The 15,136-nt window shown below is 67.8% G+C and carries 14 protein-coding genes and 1 tRNA gene; 6 read left to right on the top strand and 9 right to left on the bottom strand.

The features are described 5' to 3' along the window. Positions 1–63 precede the first annotated feature (63 nt). The 3 genes from J2T23_RS16815 to J2T23_RS16805 all read left to right on the top strand — a co-directional run bounded on the left by J2T23_RS16815 (position 64) and on the right by J2T23_RS16805 (position 2,153). A tRNA-Thr gene (locus tag J2T23_RS16815) sits at positions 64–136 on the top strand. Positions 137–428: 292 nt separating this feature from the next. Continuing rightward, a complete protein-coding gene (locus J2T23_RS16810) occupies positions 429–1,364 on the top strand; it encodes a polysaccharide deacetylase family protein (protein WP_307361839.1) in 936 nt (311 codons plus the stop codon). A gap of 141 nt (positions 1,365–1,505) precedes the next feature. After that, positions 1,506–2,153 (top strand): hypothetical protein, encoded by a 648-nt coding sequence (locus J2T23_RS16805; RefSeq protein WP_307361835.1) that lies wholly within the window; start codon positions 1,506–1,508, stop codon positions 2,151–2,153. Positions 2,154–2,205: 52 nt separating this feature from the next. Here the strand turns inward: J2T23_RS16805 and J2T23_RS16800 are convergent, their stop codons facing one another. Further along, positions 2,206–3,447, bottom strand: coding sequence for an NAD(P)/FAD-dependent oxidoreductase (locus J2T23_RS16800; protein WP_141180776.1), 1,242 nt, complete (start codon positions 3,445–3,447; stop codon positions 2,206–2,208). Positions 3,448–3,564: 117 nt separating this feature from the next. Here J2T23_RS16800 and J2T23_RS16795 point away from each other — a divergent pair, with 117 nt between their 5' ends. The 3 genes from J2T23_RS16795 (at position 3,565) to J2T23_RS16785 (ending at position 5,955) form a co-directional block, all read left to right on the top strand. Next, entirely contained in the window at positions 3,565–4,599 is a 1,035-nt protein-coding gene (locus J2T23_RS16795) for a hypothetical protein (RefSeq protein ID WP_307361833.1), read from the top strand. Between the two features lie 125 nt (positions 4,600–4,724). Continuing rightward, a complete protein-coding gene (locus J2T23_RS16790; protein ID WP_307361873.1) occupies positions 4,725–5,675 on the top strand; it encodes an NmrA family NAD(P)-binding protein in 951 nt (316 codons plus the stop codon). 94 nt (positions 5,676–5,769) lie between these two features. Continuing rightward, a complete protein-coding gene (locus tag J2T23_RS16785) occupies positions 5,770–5,955 on the top strand; it encodes a hypothetical protein (RefSeq protein ID WP_141158104.1) in 186 nt (61 codons plus the stop codon). 143 nt (positions 5,956–6,098) lie between these two features. Here the strand turns inward: J2T23_RS16785 and J2T23_RS16780 are convergent, their stop codons facing one another. From J2T23_RS16780 to J2T23_RS16745, 8 genes are all read right to left on the bottom strand, one after another. Next, complete coding sequence (locus tag J2T23_RS16780; RefSeq protein WP_141158105.1) at positions 6,099–6,944, bottom strand: aldo/keto reductase; 846 nt, start codon at positions 6,942–6,944, stop codon at positions 6,099–6,101. A 116-nt stretch (positions 6,945–7,060) separates the two neighbouring features. Further along, the gene (locus J2T23_RS16775; protein ID WP_141158106.1) at positions 7,061–7,504 is read right to left on the bottom strand and encodes a hypothetical protein; all 444 of its coding nucleotides are present in this window, start codon (positions 7,502–7,504) and stop codon (positions 7,061–7,063) included. 7 nt (positions 7,505–7,511) lie between these two features. Next, entirely contained in the window at positions 7,512–8,138 is a 627-nt protein-coding gene (locus J2T23_RS16770) for a bacterial proteasome activator family protein (protein ID WP_141158107.1), read from the bottom strand. Positions 8,139–8,216: 78 nt separating this feature from the next. Further along, positions 8,217–8,420: a YbdD/YjiX family protein gene (locus J2T23_RS16765; protein WP_141158108.1), complete on the bottom strand. Its 204-nt coding sequence runs from the start codon at positions 8,418–8,420 to the stop codon at positions 8,217–8,219. Beyond that, the gene (locus J2T23_RS16760) at positions 8,420–10,717 is read right to left on the bottom strand and encodes a carbon starvation CstA family protein (RefSeq protein ID WP_307361830.1); all 2,298 of its coding nucleotides are present in this window, start codon (positions 10,715–10,717) and stop codon (positions 8,420–8,422) included. The genes J2T23_RS16765 and J2T23_RS16760 overlap by 1 nt, the downstream gene beginning before the upstream one ends. 146 nt (positions 10,718–10,863) lie before the next feature. Continuing rightward, entirely contained in the window at positions 10,864–13,719 is a 2,856-nt protein-coding gene (locus J2T23_RS16755; protein ID WP_307361828.1) for a permease-like cell division protein FtsX, read from the bottom strand. Continuing rightward, the gene (locus J2T23_RS16750; protein ID WP_307361825.1) at positions 13,719–14,456 is read right to left on the bottom strand and encodes an ABC transporter ATP-binding protein; all 738 of its coding nucleotides are present in this window, start codon (positions 14,454–14,456) and stop codon (positions 13,719–13,721) included. Before J2T23_RS16750 ends, J2T23_RS16755 begins: the two co-directional genes overlap by 1 nt. Next, positions 14,453–15,058, bottom strand: coding sequence for a PadR family transcriptional regulator (locus J2T23_RS16745; protein WP_307361822.1), 606 nt, complete (start codon positions 15,056–15,058; stop codon positions 14,453–14,455). The genes J2T23_RS16750 and J2T23_RS16745 overlap by 4 nt, the downstream gene beginning before the upstream one ends. Positions 15,059–15,136 lie beyond the last annotated feature (78 nt).

Raw genomic sequence — 15,136 nt, 5'->3', positions numbered from 1 at the left:
GGGACTCTATTACAGTTGACTCTTGCATGAAGCGCCCGGTTCCGCCGGGGATTTTCATGCGGTGCTTCCTTAGCTCAGTCGGTAGAGCGTTTCACTCGTAATGAAAAGGTCATCAGTTCGATTCTGATAGGAAGCTCGGGATAAACCCCGGACAGCCCCTGTTTTCAGGGGTTTCCGGGGTTTTTCGCTGGTTAAGCGCCATTTCGGCCGGCCGCCGCTCCGACGCCGTGCGGAGTTCAGGAAACAGCAAGCCAGGCAAGGTATCCTCCCGGTATGACCCCCCGCTCCCAGGCTGCTGTTGCGCGCGCCATGGCCTTCGACGCTGCCATCCCCGCAGGCTGCAGTCACACCGCACCTGCCACGTCCGCATGTCCGGGCCGGCGGGACCGGACCAGGCCCGCAGGACAGCCAGGGAACAGGAACTAGAAGTGGAACCACATGTCCCGCGGCACCTGAGCCAGGACGGAAAAGGTCCCGGCCGCAGGGCCGTTTTACTGGCGGCGGTACTGACCATGTCCGCCGCGGTGCCCAGCCTGCAGCCGGACCAGAAGCAGAAAGCAACCTCCTCCGACCTGCCCGCGCCCGACGACGGCGCAGGCGACCTCAGCTCGACGGTCCTGCACTCCGGTCCGGACGGTGACGAACCGGCGCCCAACCCGTCGGCCGCTCCCGTGTTGTCACGTGCCCAGGTTGTCGATACCTTCGGAAAGCACCAGGCCCGGTACTGGGGCCTGGAGGCTCCCGGCGTCCTGACCCGGATGCCACCAGGGCAGGGCATCGCACTGACCTTGGACTTTTGCGGTGGCCCCGGCGGCAGCGGCTGCGACCAGGCCCTTCTTGACACGTTGCGCCAGCGCCACATCCCGGCCACGCTCTTCCTGAACTCGCGGTGGATCGCAGCCAACCCCGCCACCACCCGGCAGTTGGCAGCAGACCCGCTCTTCGAGATCGCCAACCACGGAACGTCCCACAAGCCGCTGTCCACCAACGGCAACACGGCCTACGGCATTCCGGGCACCAGGAACGCGGGGGAGGTTTACGACGAGGTCATGCCAAACGATGAGGCCCTGGCGAACATCACCGGCAAGCGGCCCAAGTACTTCCGCCCTGGCACCGCCTACCTGGACGACGTCGCCACGGACATCCTGGGTGCGTTGGGCGTGAAGCCGGTGGGCTTCAGCATCAATGGCGACGGCGGCGCGACCTTTCCCGCCGCAGTCGTTGCCAGGGAGGTGGGAAGGGCGCGGGCGGGGGACGTGGTCATCTGCCACGGCAACCACCCCAATGGGGGAACGGCAGAAGGCGTCAAGCAGGCCTTGGACAAGCTGCTCTCGGCAGGGATGTCCTTCGCTCACCTGCCTTAGGCCGTCCGCTGCGGCCAGGCCGGGACCAAGCCCCTCCGGCCCCGCTGGCGGCCCGCGTGCCGATCGGATACGTTGACAGAAAAGCCCCAGCCCAGCCGCACCGGACACTGCAGACCGGTGCTGGACGTTAGGAAGAATCCCATGCCGGACCACCACGAACTGCCCGCTATCGGATGGGTCCCTGCGTGGGCGGACCTGCAGGAACGCAGTGCAGGCCCCGTTGATTCAGGATTCGTCCTCGGGGCAGGCGCCGGGCAGGACCCGGAAAGCCAGGAGTACGTTGCCGGCTGGCCCGGACCGGGCACCGAGGAGCTTGCAAGCAACGCCGTAGCCAAGGCCGGAGTGCGCCTCACCCTGCTCTGCGCCGACGCCGCTGCCGCTGCCGCAAGGGACCATGCACCAGGGGGCCTGGCACCCGTGGCCGAACGGGTGCTGCTCATGGCACCGACGGCCGAGCTTAACGGACCGGTGGTGCTGCCGGAAAACTCCCAGGTGGCCCTGGCACCGATGGAGACTTTTGACGCCGTCGAAATAACCGTATTTGACCACCCTGTCGCCAAGGGACGCATCCAAATCCGGGACGATTTCGCGGCGGTGGCGGTCACCGAACTGCCGCAGGGGCCGGAGCAGGAGACCTTCGAACAGGGCCTGTTCGCCGCCATGGCGGAGGAGGCGTTCCTGCACGGCGCCGAGTACCTGCACATGGTGGTTGAACCGGAGGCAGCCGTCCGCTACGAATCATCCGGCTGGACTGCCGCGGGCCGGCTCGTCAGTTTCGGGAGGAACTGACGCGGTGGATGGGCGCCATCGCCATGGGTCGGCCACGCCTGCGTAACGGGGTCTAGTCCGGCCTGCCGACCACCACCTGGGACGGGCTGTGGGTCACGTAGCCATTAGCCCAGGAAAACAGCGCCCTGACTTTCTGCTGGAAGCCGGGCAACAGGGCCAGGTGCACCGCCAGCCACGAAACGAAGGCCAACGGCCCCTGCAAGTGCAGCCGTTGGCGGCCCAGCTCAGCCACCGCCGCTCCGCGGCCCACCATGGCCATGTACCCCTTGTCCCAATATCGGAAAGGCTCGCGCACGCCGCCGGTGAGGTCCGCGTAGATATTGCGCGCCGCCCACTTGCCCGATTGCTGGGCTACCGACCCCAACTGCGGCAGCTTGTTCCCGCCGGCGTCCGTGATGTTGGCGGCGTCACCCAGGACATAGACGCCCTCGACGCCCGGCGCGGTCAGATCAGGCTGGACGTCAATCCGGCCGCCCCTCCCCTGCCCCAGGCCGGATTCGGTGATGATTTTTCCGGCCTGCAGGCCACCGGCCCAGACCACGATCCGGGCAGGAATGACCGTCCCGCCCTTGAGGGTCACACCGTCCGGCCGGACTTCGGCCACGGGCTGGCCCATATGCAGCTGCACGCCGAGCTTCGTCAGGCGGTCCCGCGCGTAGGTCTGCGACTTCTCCGAAAACGCGGCGAGGACGTTTGGAACCATATCCACCAGGTGGATGTGGCACCGATCGGCCAGTTCCGGCGAGAAGTACTTTGGCACCAGGTACTTGACGTTCTCAGCGAGCGCGCCGGCCGTCTCGACGCCAGTGGGGCCACCGCCCACCACAATGACGTCAGCGCCTGCTCCCGGCTCACGGTCGGCCTGGTCCAGGACGGCGGTGATGGCCGCGCTGAGCCTGGTGGCGTCCGCGACGGAGTACAGCGGGTAGGCATGCTCATCTGCGCCGGGGGTGTTGAAGAAGTTCGGCACTGCTCCAGTGGCGATGACCAGGGCCTGGGCCCGGTAAGTGGACCCGTCGGCCGTGGTGACGGTCCGGTTCGGTGCGTCGATGGCAGTCACCGTCGCCGTCAGGACCCGGACGCTGTTGATTCCGCGGAACTCCGCCCTCAGCGGCCGCGTCACCGTGGACACGCCAATCTGCGATGCAGCCACCTGGTAGAGGAGCGGCTGGAACTGTTGGTAGCTGTTGGCGTCAAGCAGCAGCACGCGGACGCCCTTGCGGCCCAACTCCTCAGCCGCAGCCTTCCCGGCAAATCCGCCGCCAACCACGATGACCTGATATGAATCGTCCATTTGTGCAACTTACCCCTCCCGGCGGGCGAGCAACAGGGTGCTTTCCCGCAACCTCCGCTGCGCCGCGCCATTTTGCCCCGCATCTGTCGAGGCAGCCAGGACACCTAAGATGGCGGCATGGATGACGAAGCCCTGGCGGACATCGCCAACCGCCTTTATGCGGGAACGCTGGAGGACTTCATTGCAGCCCGCGCCGCCGCGGCCAAGGAAGCATCGGGCCGGGACAAGGGCCTGGCGGCAGCGGTCCGGGGCCTGCCGAAACCTTCCGTCGCTGCGTGGGCGCTCAATATGCTTGCCCGCCACCGGCCGGAGGTGCCTGCCCGGCTGGATGAGCTGGGGGCGCGGATGCGGGCAGCCCAGGACTCGCTGGATGCCGCTGCCCTCCGCGAGCTGGGCCGTGAGCGGCGCACCATGCTCGCAGACGCCGTCGACACCGTCCGGTCCGTGGCCCGGGCGCAGGGCCGGTCCATCAGCGACGCGATGGCTTCCGACGTCGAGGAAACCCTCCGGGCCATGACGGCAGACGCGGGGGCGGCCAACGCCGTTGCCAGTGGGCGGCTGCTGAAAGTCCTCTCCGCAGATGGCGCTAACGACGTGGACCTGGACGGTGCGGTAGCCCTCCCCGGCCTGCTCCCGGCCGTACCGCCCAGCCGTCCCGCCGGTACTCCCCGGTCCGCGCCGCGGCTGGAAGGTGCAAAGACCACAGGGGTGAAGCCGCCAGCCAGGAAGACGCCAGCGGCGAACGCGGCGGCATCGAAGACGCCAACGACGACGCCGCAGGGCACCGGGCCAAAGCAGGCCAGGCCCCGGCTTGAGGCAGTCCGGCAGACGCCCCGGCCTGCCTCGCCGCCAGCGCTTGAACGGGCCAGGGCCGCCCTCGCGGAGGCCCAGGAGGCCCAGGAAGCAGCCTTGCAACTGGCCGGTGGGCTGCAGGAGCAGGAAGGGCAGGCGCGGGCGGAAATCGCGGAACTGCAGCAGGAAACAGCTGAACTCAGGAGCCGGCTTCAAGCCACCGAAGAACGCCTGGACCGCTCCCGCAAGCGGCTGGCCACCACCGCTGCCGAGGCGAAACAGGCCGCGCGGGCGGCAGACAAGGCCCGCCGGGCCACCGTGCTGGCACAGGAACGCGTGCTCCGTCTGGGCAATCGCTGACTGCTTCACAGCCAGCCCCCGCTGCGCCGCCAAGTACTATTTCTGCATGGGGGCCAAACCCGAGCCCGTGGCCCTCGCATCGATTCTCCCGCCGGCGCCTCACCGAAACCTACCGAGAAGAGCAAATCATCACTACCATCACCGTCCTCGTCGCCGGAGCCACCGGTGACCTCGGCCAACGCATCGTACGCGAACTCCTCCGCCGCGACGCCGCGGTCCGGGTCCTGACACGCCCCGGGAGCGGAACGGCCCATGGCATCTACGGCGGGGAGGATCGTGTGGAGATCCACGAGGCTGCCTACACAGATCGGGCCGGCCTCGCCTCCGCATTGTCCGGCGTGGATACCGTCATTTCCGCCGTCAGCGGTGCGCGTCCTGTCATCGTCGACGCGCAGCGGGCGCTCCTCGCGGCCGCCGTCGACGCAGGTGTGGCACGGTTCATCCCGTCGGACTACTCCGCGGACTACCGCCGGGTCACCCCCGGCAGCAACCGCAACTTCGAGCTCCGCCGCGAGTTCGCCGCCGAACTCGACGCAGCACCCATACGCGTAACTTCCGTGCTGAACGGGGCCTTCGCCGACATGCTCACCGGGCAAGCGCCGATGATCCTGTTTAACCGCCACCGGGTCCTGTTCTGGTCCTCACCGGACCAGGTTCTCGACTTCACCACCAAGGACGACGTCGCACGCGTCGTCGCACTTGCCGCCCTGGATGAGGACGCACCCCGCGTGGTCGAGATAGCCGGCGACCGCGTCACGGCGCGCAGTATTGCCCGGACGATGACCGAACTCACAGAGACGCCTTTCTCCCTGCAATGGGCCGGGACCACCGGTATGTTGGCTGCCGTGAGCAGGGTTGGGCGGCTACTGTCGAAGGACAAAGACCAGGCCTTTCCCGCATGGCAGGGTATGCAGTACTTCGTCAGCATGTTCAGCGGGGAGGCGGAGCTCCAGCATGTCAACAACGACCGCTATGGCCCGCACGAGTGGACCTCGGTCCGCGATGTCCTCGAAGCGCACCTGAAAGAGACAACCGGAGACGGGAGCCAACCGGCGATGGCTCATCCCGGGCACTGATAGCCGGCAATTTCCCGGTCCGTACGCCTCGCGTCCTCAACAACACGCTGAGTCGGTTCCTAAGAATGTCAGACCCCGGTTGCAGACTGGACTTATGGAAAACCAAGCAGTACAGGAATTTCACGTTACGTACTTCGACGCCGACTGCGGCCGGGCCCGCTCCGAGGTCTTCGACACCCTGGAAGACGCTGAGCGCTTCGCCTGCCGGCACTGCCACGGAGAGGACAGCTGGGCCGTGGTGGACGCCGTGACCGTGGAACGCGTCCAGATCGCCGCCTGACCGGTCCGCGCTTGGCTCGACCCGGGCATTGGCCCGGTTAACGGCGTCAGCCCGTGCTGCCGGTGGTTGCCGGCAGCACGGGCTGACGCTGGTTTCGTGGCCGGCCACCGGCAACTGGTGCCGGGGAACCGCTGCCTTGGGGACTACGCGAAGTCGGAAACCGCCGGGTCGGCTCCGATGCGGCCTTCGCCGCGCGCGGTCCGGTCAAGGTTGTTGATGGCTTCAATGTCCTCGGCGTCCAGGGAGACCTCCAGTGCTGCGAAGTTCTCCTTGATGCGCGACTCGGTCACGGACTTGGGAATCACCACGTTGCCGATCGCGAGGTGCCAGGCGATGACCACCTGGGCAGGGGTTGCCTGGTGCTTGGCAGCGATGGACGCGATGGCCTGGTCCTTGAGCAGCTCGCCGCCCTGCCCCAGCGGGGACCATGCCTGGGTCAGGATGCCCTTGGAAGCACCAAACTCACGCAGTTCGAGCTGGCTGAAGTAGGGGTGCAGCTCAATCTGGTGGATGGCCGGAACCACGCCCGTTTCGTCGATAATGCGCTGCAGGCCCTCAACCGTGAAGTTTGAGACGCCGATGGACTTGACCCGTCCGCGCTTCTGCAGCTCAATCAGGGCTTTCCAGGTGTCAACGTACTTGTCCTGCTTGGGCTGCATCCAGTGGATGAGGTAGAGGTCCAGCGTTTCCAGCCCAAGCCGGTCCATGGATTCCTCGAACGCGGCGAGCGTCGACTCGTAGCCCTGGTCTGCGTTCCACAGCTTGGTGGTGATGAAGATCTGCTCGGGCGAGAGTCCGGAGCTGGCGATGGCACGGCCCACGCCGGCCTCGTTCCCGTAGATCTTGGCGGTGTCGATGTGGCGGAAGCCGGCTTCGAACGCCTGCCGGACAACCTTTTCAGCCACGTCGTCCTCAACCTGCCACACACCGTAGCCGAGCTGGGGGATCGTGTTGCCGTCGTTGAAAGTCAAGGTAGGTGAAAGAGTCATGGTTTTATCCTGCCAAACCCGGGGAGCCCAACGCGGCGGAATCCGGGTCTGTCAGCCAGGCGCTTAACTGGAAAGTAGGCTTCCAAATCGGGAATATTCCTGCGCACCCGCCCGGCCTATTCCGAGTGAAGCTGCCTCTCGGCGTCGTCCACCTGCTGGAAGACGGCCTCGGCGCGGCGGTGGACGGACGCGGCGCCAACCGGCACCGGCCCCACGGCGAGCCGCAGCATTGCTGCAGCCTCCGCTGTGGTTGCCAGTGAATTTCCTGCCTTGGACAGGGATCTGTGGACATTCGACAGTGCTGCGGGAATGTCCAGGCCGTCGCTTGGGGCGCGCCGCTGCGCTTCCATGCAGACTGCCCGGACGCGCGGCAGCAAAGCAGCCAACTGGTTGGCGATCTCCAGCAGCTCGCCGTACAGCTGGTCATCCTCCACGCCCTCGAGCACTTGGTGGAAGCGGTCCAGTCCCCGGTGGAAACGGTCGTGCGCGCGGCGCCACAAACCCTTTCCCAGCTCCACGTCGTCCTTGCGCCCCTGCCTGGCGGCGCTGAAAAAGCCCAAGCGGATCCTACAAGTACTGGCCCGGGCCGTGGTCCGGGTCCTCACGCTGACCAGGCCGGCCCTGTTGCCCGGGCCGGGCGCCGGCCGGGGCACGCTGGGGCTCGCCGTTTTCACCGATCACCACGCCGGGCGCAATCATGGTGCCCGGCGGCAGTTGGCGCAGCTGCAGCTGCGCGGCTGCGTGTTCCCGGGCCGCGTTCTGGGCGGCGATGGCCGTCTGGATCCCATGGAACAGGCCCTCAAGCCAGCCCACCAGCTGGGCCTGGGCAATCCGAAGCTCCGCGTCCGATGGTGTGGCGTCACCGGAGAACGGCAGGTTGATCCTGTCCAGTTCTGCCACGAGCTCGGGCGCAAGGCCGTCCTCCAGCTCCTTGATGGAGCGGGCGTGGATGGCAGCCAGCCTGCCGCGTGCGGCATCGTCCAGTGGGGCAGACTTCACCTCTTCAAGCAGCTGCCGGATCATGGTGCCGATCCGCATCACCTTGGCAGGCTCGTCCACCAGATCCTGCAGGCTGCTCCCCCTGGGCCTTCCGTCCGTCCCGGAGGGAACCTGAACGGGGTCCTCCGTGTCGTCCACGGGAGTACCCTCTACCGGAAGGTCCTCAGCTGCCTGAGTGTCATTGGGATCGCTCATGCGTTCATACTCTCACGGCCCGTCCGGCCACGGTCCACCTGTGAAGGCCTGTGGCGCGCTTGTCCGCTGCGGGCTCAATCAGCAGCACCGGCCTTGGGGGTTGCTGTCCTGGCGGTCTGTGCGGTCCCGCCAGAACTCCCGCTCTGTCAGGGGCGCTTCGGCATGCCCGGCAGCCCGGTGGTGTTCCAGGTACTTGGCGTAGGCGTCCGCGCCCATGACGCCGCCCAGGTAGCGGGCAAACCCGCGGAACCCGTTGGCGACCAGGGCGATCCCGGCGCTCATCAGTGCCCGGTCCGTTCGAGCCGGGCCTCGGCGGGCACCTTCTCCCATTCGGCAGCCAGTTCACGTTCGGCCGTGGTTGGTGCCAGCCCGGCCGGCGCAAAGACGCGCGACGGAACAGCCGGGTCCTCGTTGTCGGTGATGGCCGCTCCTGCCGACCGGTCCCGGAACGCCTTGGCCGTGGCGAGGAGCGCGGTGGCGATCACGATGATGCTGAGCACCACGAAGATCACGGACAGCCAGCCCTGGATGACGGTGTTGCGGACCACGGCTTCCATCGCGGCCACCGTCTTCGCGGTGCCGAATTCCTTCTTGCCGTCGGCCAGCGCCTTGCTGAAGGCCGCGTTGTTGGCGAAGTAGCCCACGGCAGGGGTGGAGGAGAAGATCTTCTGGTAGCTCGCGGTGATGGTCACCACGGCTGCGAAGGCCAGCGGCAGGGCCACGATCCACAGGTACTTAAAGGTTCCCCGTTTGGCAACGATTGCCAGGACCACGGCCAGCGCGATAGCGGCGAGCAACTGGTTGGCGATTCCGAACAGGGGGAACAGGGTGTTGATGCCGCCCAGCGGGTCGGTGACACCCATGAGCAGCACTGCGCCCCAGGCTGCCACCATGATGGCGGTGCAGAGCCAGGCTCCGGGACGCCAGGAGGCCTCCTTGAACTTGGGGACGAAGTTGCCGATGGAGTCCTGCAGCATGAAGCGGGCAACACGGGTGCCGGCATCGACGGCAGTGAGGATGAAGAGCGCCTCGAACATAATGGCGAAGTGGTACCAGAAGCCCATGAGGGCGGTCCCGCCCACGAACTGGTGCATGATGTGCGCCAGGCCCACCGCCAGGGTGGGAGCGCCGCCGGTACGGGACACGATGCTTTGTTCGCCAACGTTCCGCGCCGTCTCGGACAGCAGGTCCGGGCTGATGTTCACTCCGGCCAGGCCAAGGCTGTTGACCCAGGTGGCTGCGGTTTCGACGGTGCCGCCGGTCAGTGCGGCGGGGGCGTTCATGGCGAAGTAGAGTCCGCGGTCGATCGAGATGGCGGCCACCAGGGCCATGATGGCCACGAAGGATTCCATCAGCATGCCGCCGTAGCCGATGTACCGGGTCTGCCGTTCCTTCTCCACCAGTTTGGGGGTGGTACCGGATGAGATGAGGGCGTGGAAGCCGGAGAGTGCGCCGCAGGCGATGGTGACGAACAGGAAGGGGAACAGGGCGCCGGAGAATACGGGGCCGTTTTCCCGGCTGGCGAATTCGCTGAACGCGGGAACGGTGACCTCGGGCCGGACCACGATGATGGCCAGCGCCAGCATCACGATCACGCCGATCTTCATGAACGTGGAGAGGTAGTCGCGCGGGGCGAGCAGCAGCCACACCGGCAGGATGGCGGCAATGAAACCGTAGATGATCAGGCCCCAGGCGATGGTCACCTTGTCCAGGTGGAACACGGCTGCGCCCCATCCGGTCTGGGCCACCAGGCCGCCGCCGATGATGGCGGCCATCAGCAGGACGAAGCCGATGATGGAGACTTCCATGACTTTGCCGGGCCGCAGGTAGCGGAGGTAGACGCCCATGAAGAGGGCGATGGGGATGGTCATGCCCACCGAGAACACGCCCCACGGGCTTTCACCCAGGGCGTTGACGACGACGAGGGCCAGGATGGCCACGATGATCACCATGATGAGCAAGGTGGCAATGAGCGCTGCCGTGCCACCGATCACGCCGAGTTCCTCACGGGCCATCTGGCCCAGGGAGCGGCCGCCGCGGCGCATGGAGAAGAACATCACCAGGTAGTCCTGGACGGCGCCGGCGAGGACCACGCCCACGATGATCCAGATGGTGCCGGGAAGGTAGCCCATCTGGGCGGCGATGACCGGGCCCACCAGCGGGCCGGCGCCTGCGATGGCGGCGAAGTGGTGGCCGAAGAGCACGTTCCGGTCGGTGCGGACATAGTCCTTGCCGTCGGCCTTGTACTCGGCCGGGGTGGCACGCCGGTCGTCAGGCTTGGTGATGTAGCGTTCGATCACCTTGGAGTAGAAGCGGTAGCCGATCAGGTAGGTGCACACGGAGGCGAAGACGAACCAGATGGCGTTGACGGTCTCGCCGCGCACAATGGCCAGCATGAACCAGGCAACGCCGCCCAGCAGGGCAATCGCGGCCCAGAGCGCGATCTTCGCCGGGGTCCATTTCCGGTCCTCGGCGTCGAGCCGTGCCTGGTCGACGGCGGGCGGGGGAAGATCCGGGTCCGTAGCCAGTCCGCCCTCCGCCCGGGATCCGTTGTTCCGTTGGTCAGGCGCTCCGGCCATGTCTCCTCCTTGAGAGTTATCCCACTTTTCCTACTGGGCACCCTACCAACGCGGGTCCCCAGCTTCCGCGGCCGACGGCGGCGCGGCGCCCGGCTGTGCGGTGAGCGGCGGCGCCGCGGCGACGAATGAGGGTCGAAAGCCCCAGGCTAGGCCACGCTGCGCCGGGACAAGGGCAGCCCGGAAGGGGTAAAGGTCCAGGCAAGCACTGCGCCCGTCACCGGCACGGCCATTACGAGGGCCAGGAGGTGCAGCCAGGGAACGTCGACTGCTGTCCGCATGTCCGACGACATGACGAGCAGGAAGGCGGGCACCACCCCTGCCAGCACCCCCAGCAGGGCGCCCACGCCGCTGGTGAAAAGGGCCTGCGATCCTGCCAGGGCCTTGCGCAGCCGCGGCGAGGCTCCCACGCCGGCAAGCGTGGCGTGGTCGGTGCGGGCATCGGCCAGGGAGAGACCGGTGGTGATGCCCGCTGCGCTGAACGTGATGAGCGCGGCGGCGGCCACAATGGACCACGTCATCCACTGGCTGCCCTGGGAAATGCCAGGCTCGGCCCGGAAGTCCATGCCAGGCTGCCGGTAGACGGCCGCGATGGCAGCGGAGGCTGCATCAGCCTCCGCCTCCGACGGATACTTCGCCAGCTGAACCAGCAGCCCGGCGGGTTCAGCGTGGAGCTCCAGGCGTGCGGCGGTTTCCGGCGAGACAACACCAAAGTATGGGACCGGGACAGAAGGCTCGAGTACCGTTGCGGCCAGGGAAGTGCTCCTCACCGTCGAGGGCACCGTGCCGGGCCCGGACGGCGCCGGACCGTGGGTCCGTACATCTTTCCCCTCCAGCAGGACTGTTCCGTCACGGACGAAGACGGGGTTGGTCACTATCATTCCACCGGCGTCCAGCACCGCCAGGGACTCCGCAGATGGATCGCGGCCCAGTGCTGCGCGGACGTCGTCCACCCCGCCGACCAGGATGGCCCGGCTGGAGGGCTGTTCGTTGACCATGGACCCGCGGCACCGCCAGTCCCCAGGGTCCACTACCCGTCCCATGGGTGTGGTCGGGCACGTATTGGCCTGCGGCCTGGCAAGCGAAAACACCAGGCAATTCGAGGTGTCCGTCAGTGCCGGCAGGCCTGGATCTGCGGGGCCCTCGGGGCAGTTCCGCAGGCTTGCGGGGGCGGTGATGAGCCGGGTCGATTGGACAGTCCCGATGGCACCATCCACCGCGGCGGAGAGCGCGCCGGCGTCAATGTGCATGCGTGGCCGCATGCTGCCATCGGCTGCGAGGGGCTGGTCCACCGTAAGAGGAAGGTACGCCTGGTTCTCCAGGGCGCCCCAGTAATGCGCGTCCCGCAGCCCGGCCTGCTGGCTGGCTGACAGCACCAGGGCGGCGCTTGCCAGGGTGGCCGCCGCGAGTACGGCGGCGACGGCGGGGACGCTCCGGCCACGGTTCCGCGCAGAGTCCCGCGCCGCCATCCGGAGGGAGAGGGAAAGCCAGCGCGTACGGGACGTCAGCCGGAGGATCAGCCATCCGGTCAGCATTACCAGGCCCGCAACTGCGGCCACTGCCCCGGCGATCAGCAGGGTGGCCACCACCGGCAGTTGCTCCGCCCGCTGGTCGGGATCGGTCGTGGAACCGCTGAGAAGCCAGCCGGCCCCAAGCAGCCCTGCGGCAACTGCCAGCGCGACGACGCCGGCCACGGTGGTGCGGCGCCCCGTCGGCGCCGGCGCCCGCCCGGATTTGAGCGCACCCAGCACGGCCTGCCTTGACACCTGGCGCGCCGGGACCAATGCAGCCAGGACGCAGGCGCCCAAGCCCATCGCCATGGCCAGGGCGGTCAGGAGGAGGTCCGGGTGCAGGCCGGCCAGCCGGGCGGAACCGGTGGAACGGACCACGTGGACGACGACGGCAGCGGCCCCCAGCCCCACTGCGGCGCCCCCGGCCACGGCCAGGCTGCCAAGCCACAGTCCACCGGCAGTGACGACGGCTCCGATGGTGGAAGTGTCCGCTCCGGCGGATGCCAGCAGTGCCAGCTCACGTACCTGGCGCTTGGCGCCGACGGCGAACGCGGCTCCGGCCAGCAGGCCCACCTCGAGCAGTGCGAGCGCACCGACCAGGCCGAAAGTGGCATAGACGGTCACCAGCACCGGGGAGTTGTCGTGCAGCAGGGAACCTGGAACCGTGCGCTGGTCGGCGGACGGCGGGTCCAGCACCACGCTGCGGGACAGCACGCCCACGCCTTCGCTGTTGGCCTCCCTGACCTGTTGCCAGGTGACCGGTTCGGGGCCCACCAGGTAGTAGGACACAGACTGGCGGGTCGAGGGGCCCGCCGCAAGGTCCCCGGGCGCCTGGCCGGCCTTGAGGTACAGGATGCTGTTGCTGTCCGCGACGGAAGCGTCACGGATGGTGCCCACCGGGACGAAGGTTCCTGCCGACGTCGTAAATTCCTGGCCGAAGGCGAGGTGGAACCGCGACATCAACCCCGGCGAAACCAGCACCTCCGTCCCGACCCGCGGTGCGCGGCCGGCCAGCAGGCTGTACTTGCCGTCAAACGCCGGATTCAGCGCGTCAACCTCGCGGCCCTGCAAGGAAACAAGGGCCGCGCCCACGCCGGTGGTCAGCGTGAGCGTCCGCTGCGGAAGGACTTCGTAGCCCGCCGGGAGGGCGTCGGCCGGGTCTGTCCGCTCGAAATCCGGGTCGTAGCGGCCGGAGCTGGAAGCGATGACACCATCATTGAGCGGATCCTGCAGGGAGTCCGCGCTGGGAACCGCCAGGACACTGAACCTGGCCTGGGAGTTGCCCAGTTCGTACCGGACAATCTCCCCGGGCGTGCGCTGTGAGCTCTGGTAGAGGGTGGCGGCGCCGGTCATGCCGGCCACCGGCAGCATGATCAGCAGGACGATCAGGAGCGAGCGCCCCTTATGGCGGGCGATGTCGCGGCGGGCCAGCCGCAACGCAACCCGGCGGCCGCTCCGGCGCCCCTGCGGCGCGGGAGCCAGGTCAAGCGGCATCAGAGTCCGGCCTGGGTAAGGAGCATCGTGGGGTCGTGCATGGCTGCCGCCTGGTCAATGATGCGTCCGTCGCGCAGGAAAACCACCCGGTCCGCCCAGGCGGCGTGCCTGGGCTCGTGGGTGACGAGCATGACGGCGGCTCCGGCGTCAGCCCTGGCACGCAGCACCTCCATGACCCCCTGGCCCGTTGTCGAATCCAGCGCACCGGTGGGCTCGTCGGCCAGGATCAGCCGCCGCTTGCCCACGATCGCACGGGCGATGGCCACACGCTGCTGCTGGCCGCCGGACATCTGGTCCATGAAGCGGTCCGCAAACTCCGGGATGCCTACCTGCCGGAGCGCATCGGCTGCCTGCCGGTGCGCCTTGCGGGCCGATGTTCCGTCCAGTTCCAGAGGCAGCGCCACGTTTTCCGCGGCAGTCAGCGTGGGGACCAGGTTGAAGTCCTGGAACACATAGCCAACGGCCCGGCGGCGCAGGCGGGCCAGTTCGTTCAGGTTCAGCCCGGCCAGGGGCGTGGACTCGACGAAGACAGCGCCCGACGTCGGCCGGTCCAGTCCGCCGGCAACGGCAAGCAGGGAGGACTTTCCTGAGCCGGACGGACCCATGACCGCGACGAACTCCCCCGCGCAGATGGTGAGGTCCACGCCGCGGAGGGCTGCGACCGCCGTCGCCCCTTCCCCGAAGGTCCTGCCGACCTTGGCGAGTTCAAGGACCTGCTGCGGCCCCGGCACGCTCATCGGCGGCTGTCCGCATTGAGCGGGGCATCTTCCGTGGCCCCGTTGGACGTCTTCCGGGCCGGTCCCGCAGCGGCGGCCTGCGCCTGCTGGACCATCCTGGCTTCGCAGAGGTCCAGCCAGCGGACTTCCGCTTCGGTCTGGAAGATCAGCGAGTCCAGCACCAGGAGCCAGGCGGTATCCGTAGCCTTCTGGTTCGCTGCGGTGTCGCGCCGGGCCTTGGTGTAGTCCTGCAGGGCCCTGATGGACGCTACGCGCTGGGCCTGGATGATGGCCTGCACATCAACCCCGGGCAGGGTGACGGCGAGCGCCAGCTTGATGGCGAGCTCGTTGCGGGGCGGGTTGTTCCGCTCCACGGGGGCGGCGAACCAGCTCCGCACCTCCGCCTTGCCGGCAGGGGTGATGCTGTACACCACATGGCCCTCACCGTCGTCGCCCTCCTTGGCCACCAGGGCATCGCGTTCCAGCCGGTCCAGGGTGGTGTACACCTGCCCGATGTTCAGGGGCCAGGTGGCTCCGGTGCGGTTCTCGAACTCGACCCGCAGCTGATAGCCGTAACGCGGCTGGTCCTGCAGCAGGGCGAGGAGGCTGTGGCGTATCGACATGGTGCTCCCCCGGGCTTAGTCATTGCCGGCATGCACAGGCCCCCAAGACCCGTGCATACCGCGTATACCAACCCTAAG

The organism is Pseudarthrobacter niigatensis, assembly GCF_030812615.1.
In the GTDB taxonomy this organism is placed as follows: domain Bacteria; phylum Actinomycetota; class Actinomycetes; order Actinomycetales; family Micrococcaceae; genus Arthrobacter; species Arthrobacter niigatensis.
The sequence above is the reverse complement of the archived record's forward strand: the minus strand, read 5'-3'. Positions and strand labels throughout refer to the sequence as shown.

Excerpts from the sequence above, each read along its gene's own strand:
- J2T23_RS16805 (WP_307361835.1), top strand. The coding sequence starts at position 1,506 with ATGCCGGACCACCACGAACTGCCCGCTATCGGATGGGTCCCTGCGTGG.
- J2T23_RS16800 (WP_141180776.1), bottom strand. The coding sequence starts at position 3,447 with ATGGACGATTCATATCAGGTCATCGTGGTTGGCGGCGGATTTGCCGGG.
- J2T23_RS16795 (WP_307361833.1), top strand. The coding sequence starts at position 3,565 with ATGGATGACGAAGCCCTGGCGGACATCGCCAACCGCCTTTATGCGGGA.
- J2T23_RS16785 (WP_141158104.1), top strand. The coding sequence starts at position 5,770 with ATGGAAAACCAAGCAGTACAGGAATTTCACGTTACGTACTTCGACGCC.
- J2T23_RS16780 (WP_141158105.1), bottom strand. The coding sequence starts at position 6,944 with ATGACTCTTTCACCTACCTTGACTTTCAACGACGGCAACACGATCCCC.
- J2T23_RS16770 (WP_141158107.1), bottom strand. The coding sequence starts at position 8,138 with ATGAGCGATCCCAATGACACTCAGGCAGCTGAGGACCTTCCGGTAGAG.
- J2T23_RS16765 (WP_141158108.1), bottom strand. The coding sequence starts at position 8,420 with ATGAGCGCCGGGATCGCCCTGGTCGCCAACGGGTTCCGCGGGTTTGCC.
- J2T23_RS16760 (WP_307361830.1), bottom strand. The coding sequence starts at position 10,717 with ATGGCCGGAGCGCCTGACCAACGGAACAACGGATCCCGGGCGGAGGGC.
- J2T23_RS16755 (WP_307361828.1), bottom strand. The coding sequence starts at position 13,719 with ATGCCGCTTGACCTGGCTCCCGCGCCGCAGGGGCGCCGGAGCGGCCGC.
- J2T23_RS16750 (WP_307361825.1), bottom strand. The coding sequence starts at position 14,456 with ATGAGCGTGCCGGGGCCGCAGCAGGTCCTTGAACTCGCCAAGGTCGGC.
- J2T23_RS16745 (WP_307361822.1), bottom strand. The coding sequence starts at position 15,058 with ATGTCGATACGCCACAGCCTCCTCGCCCTGCTGCAGGACCAGCCGCGT.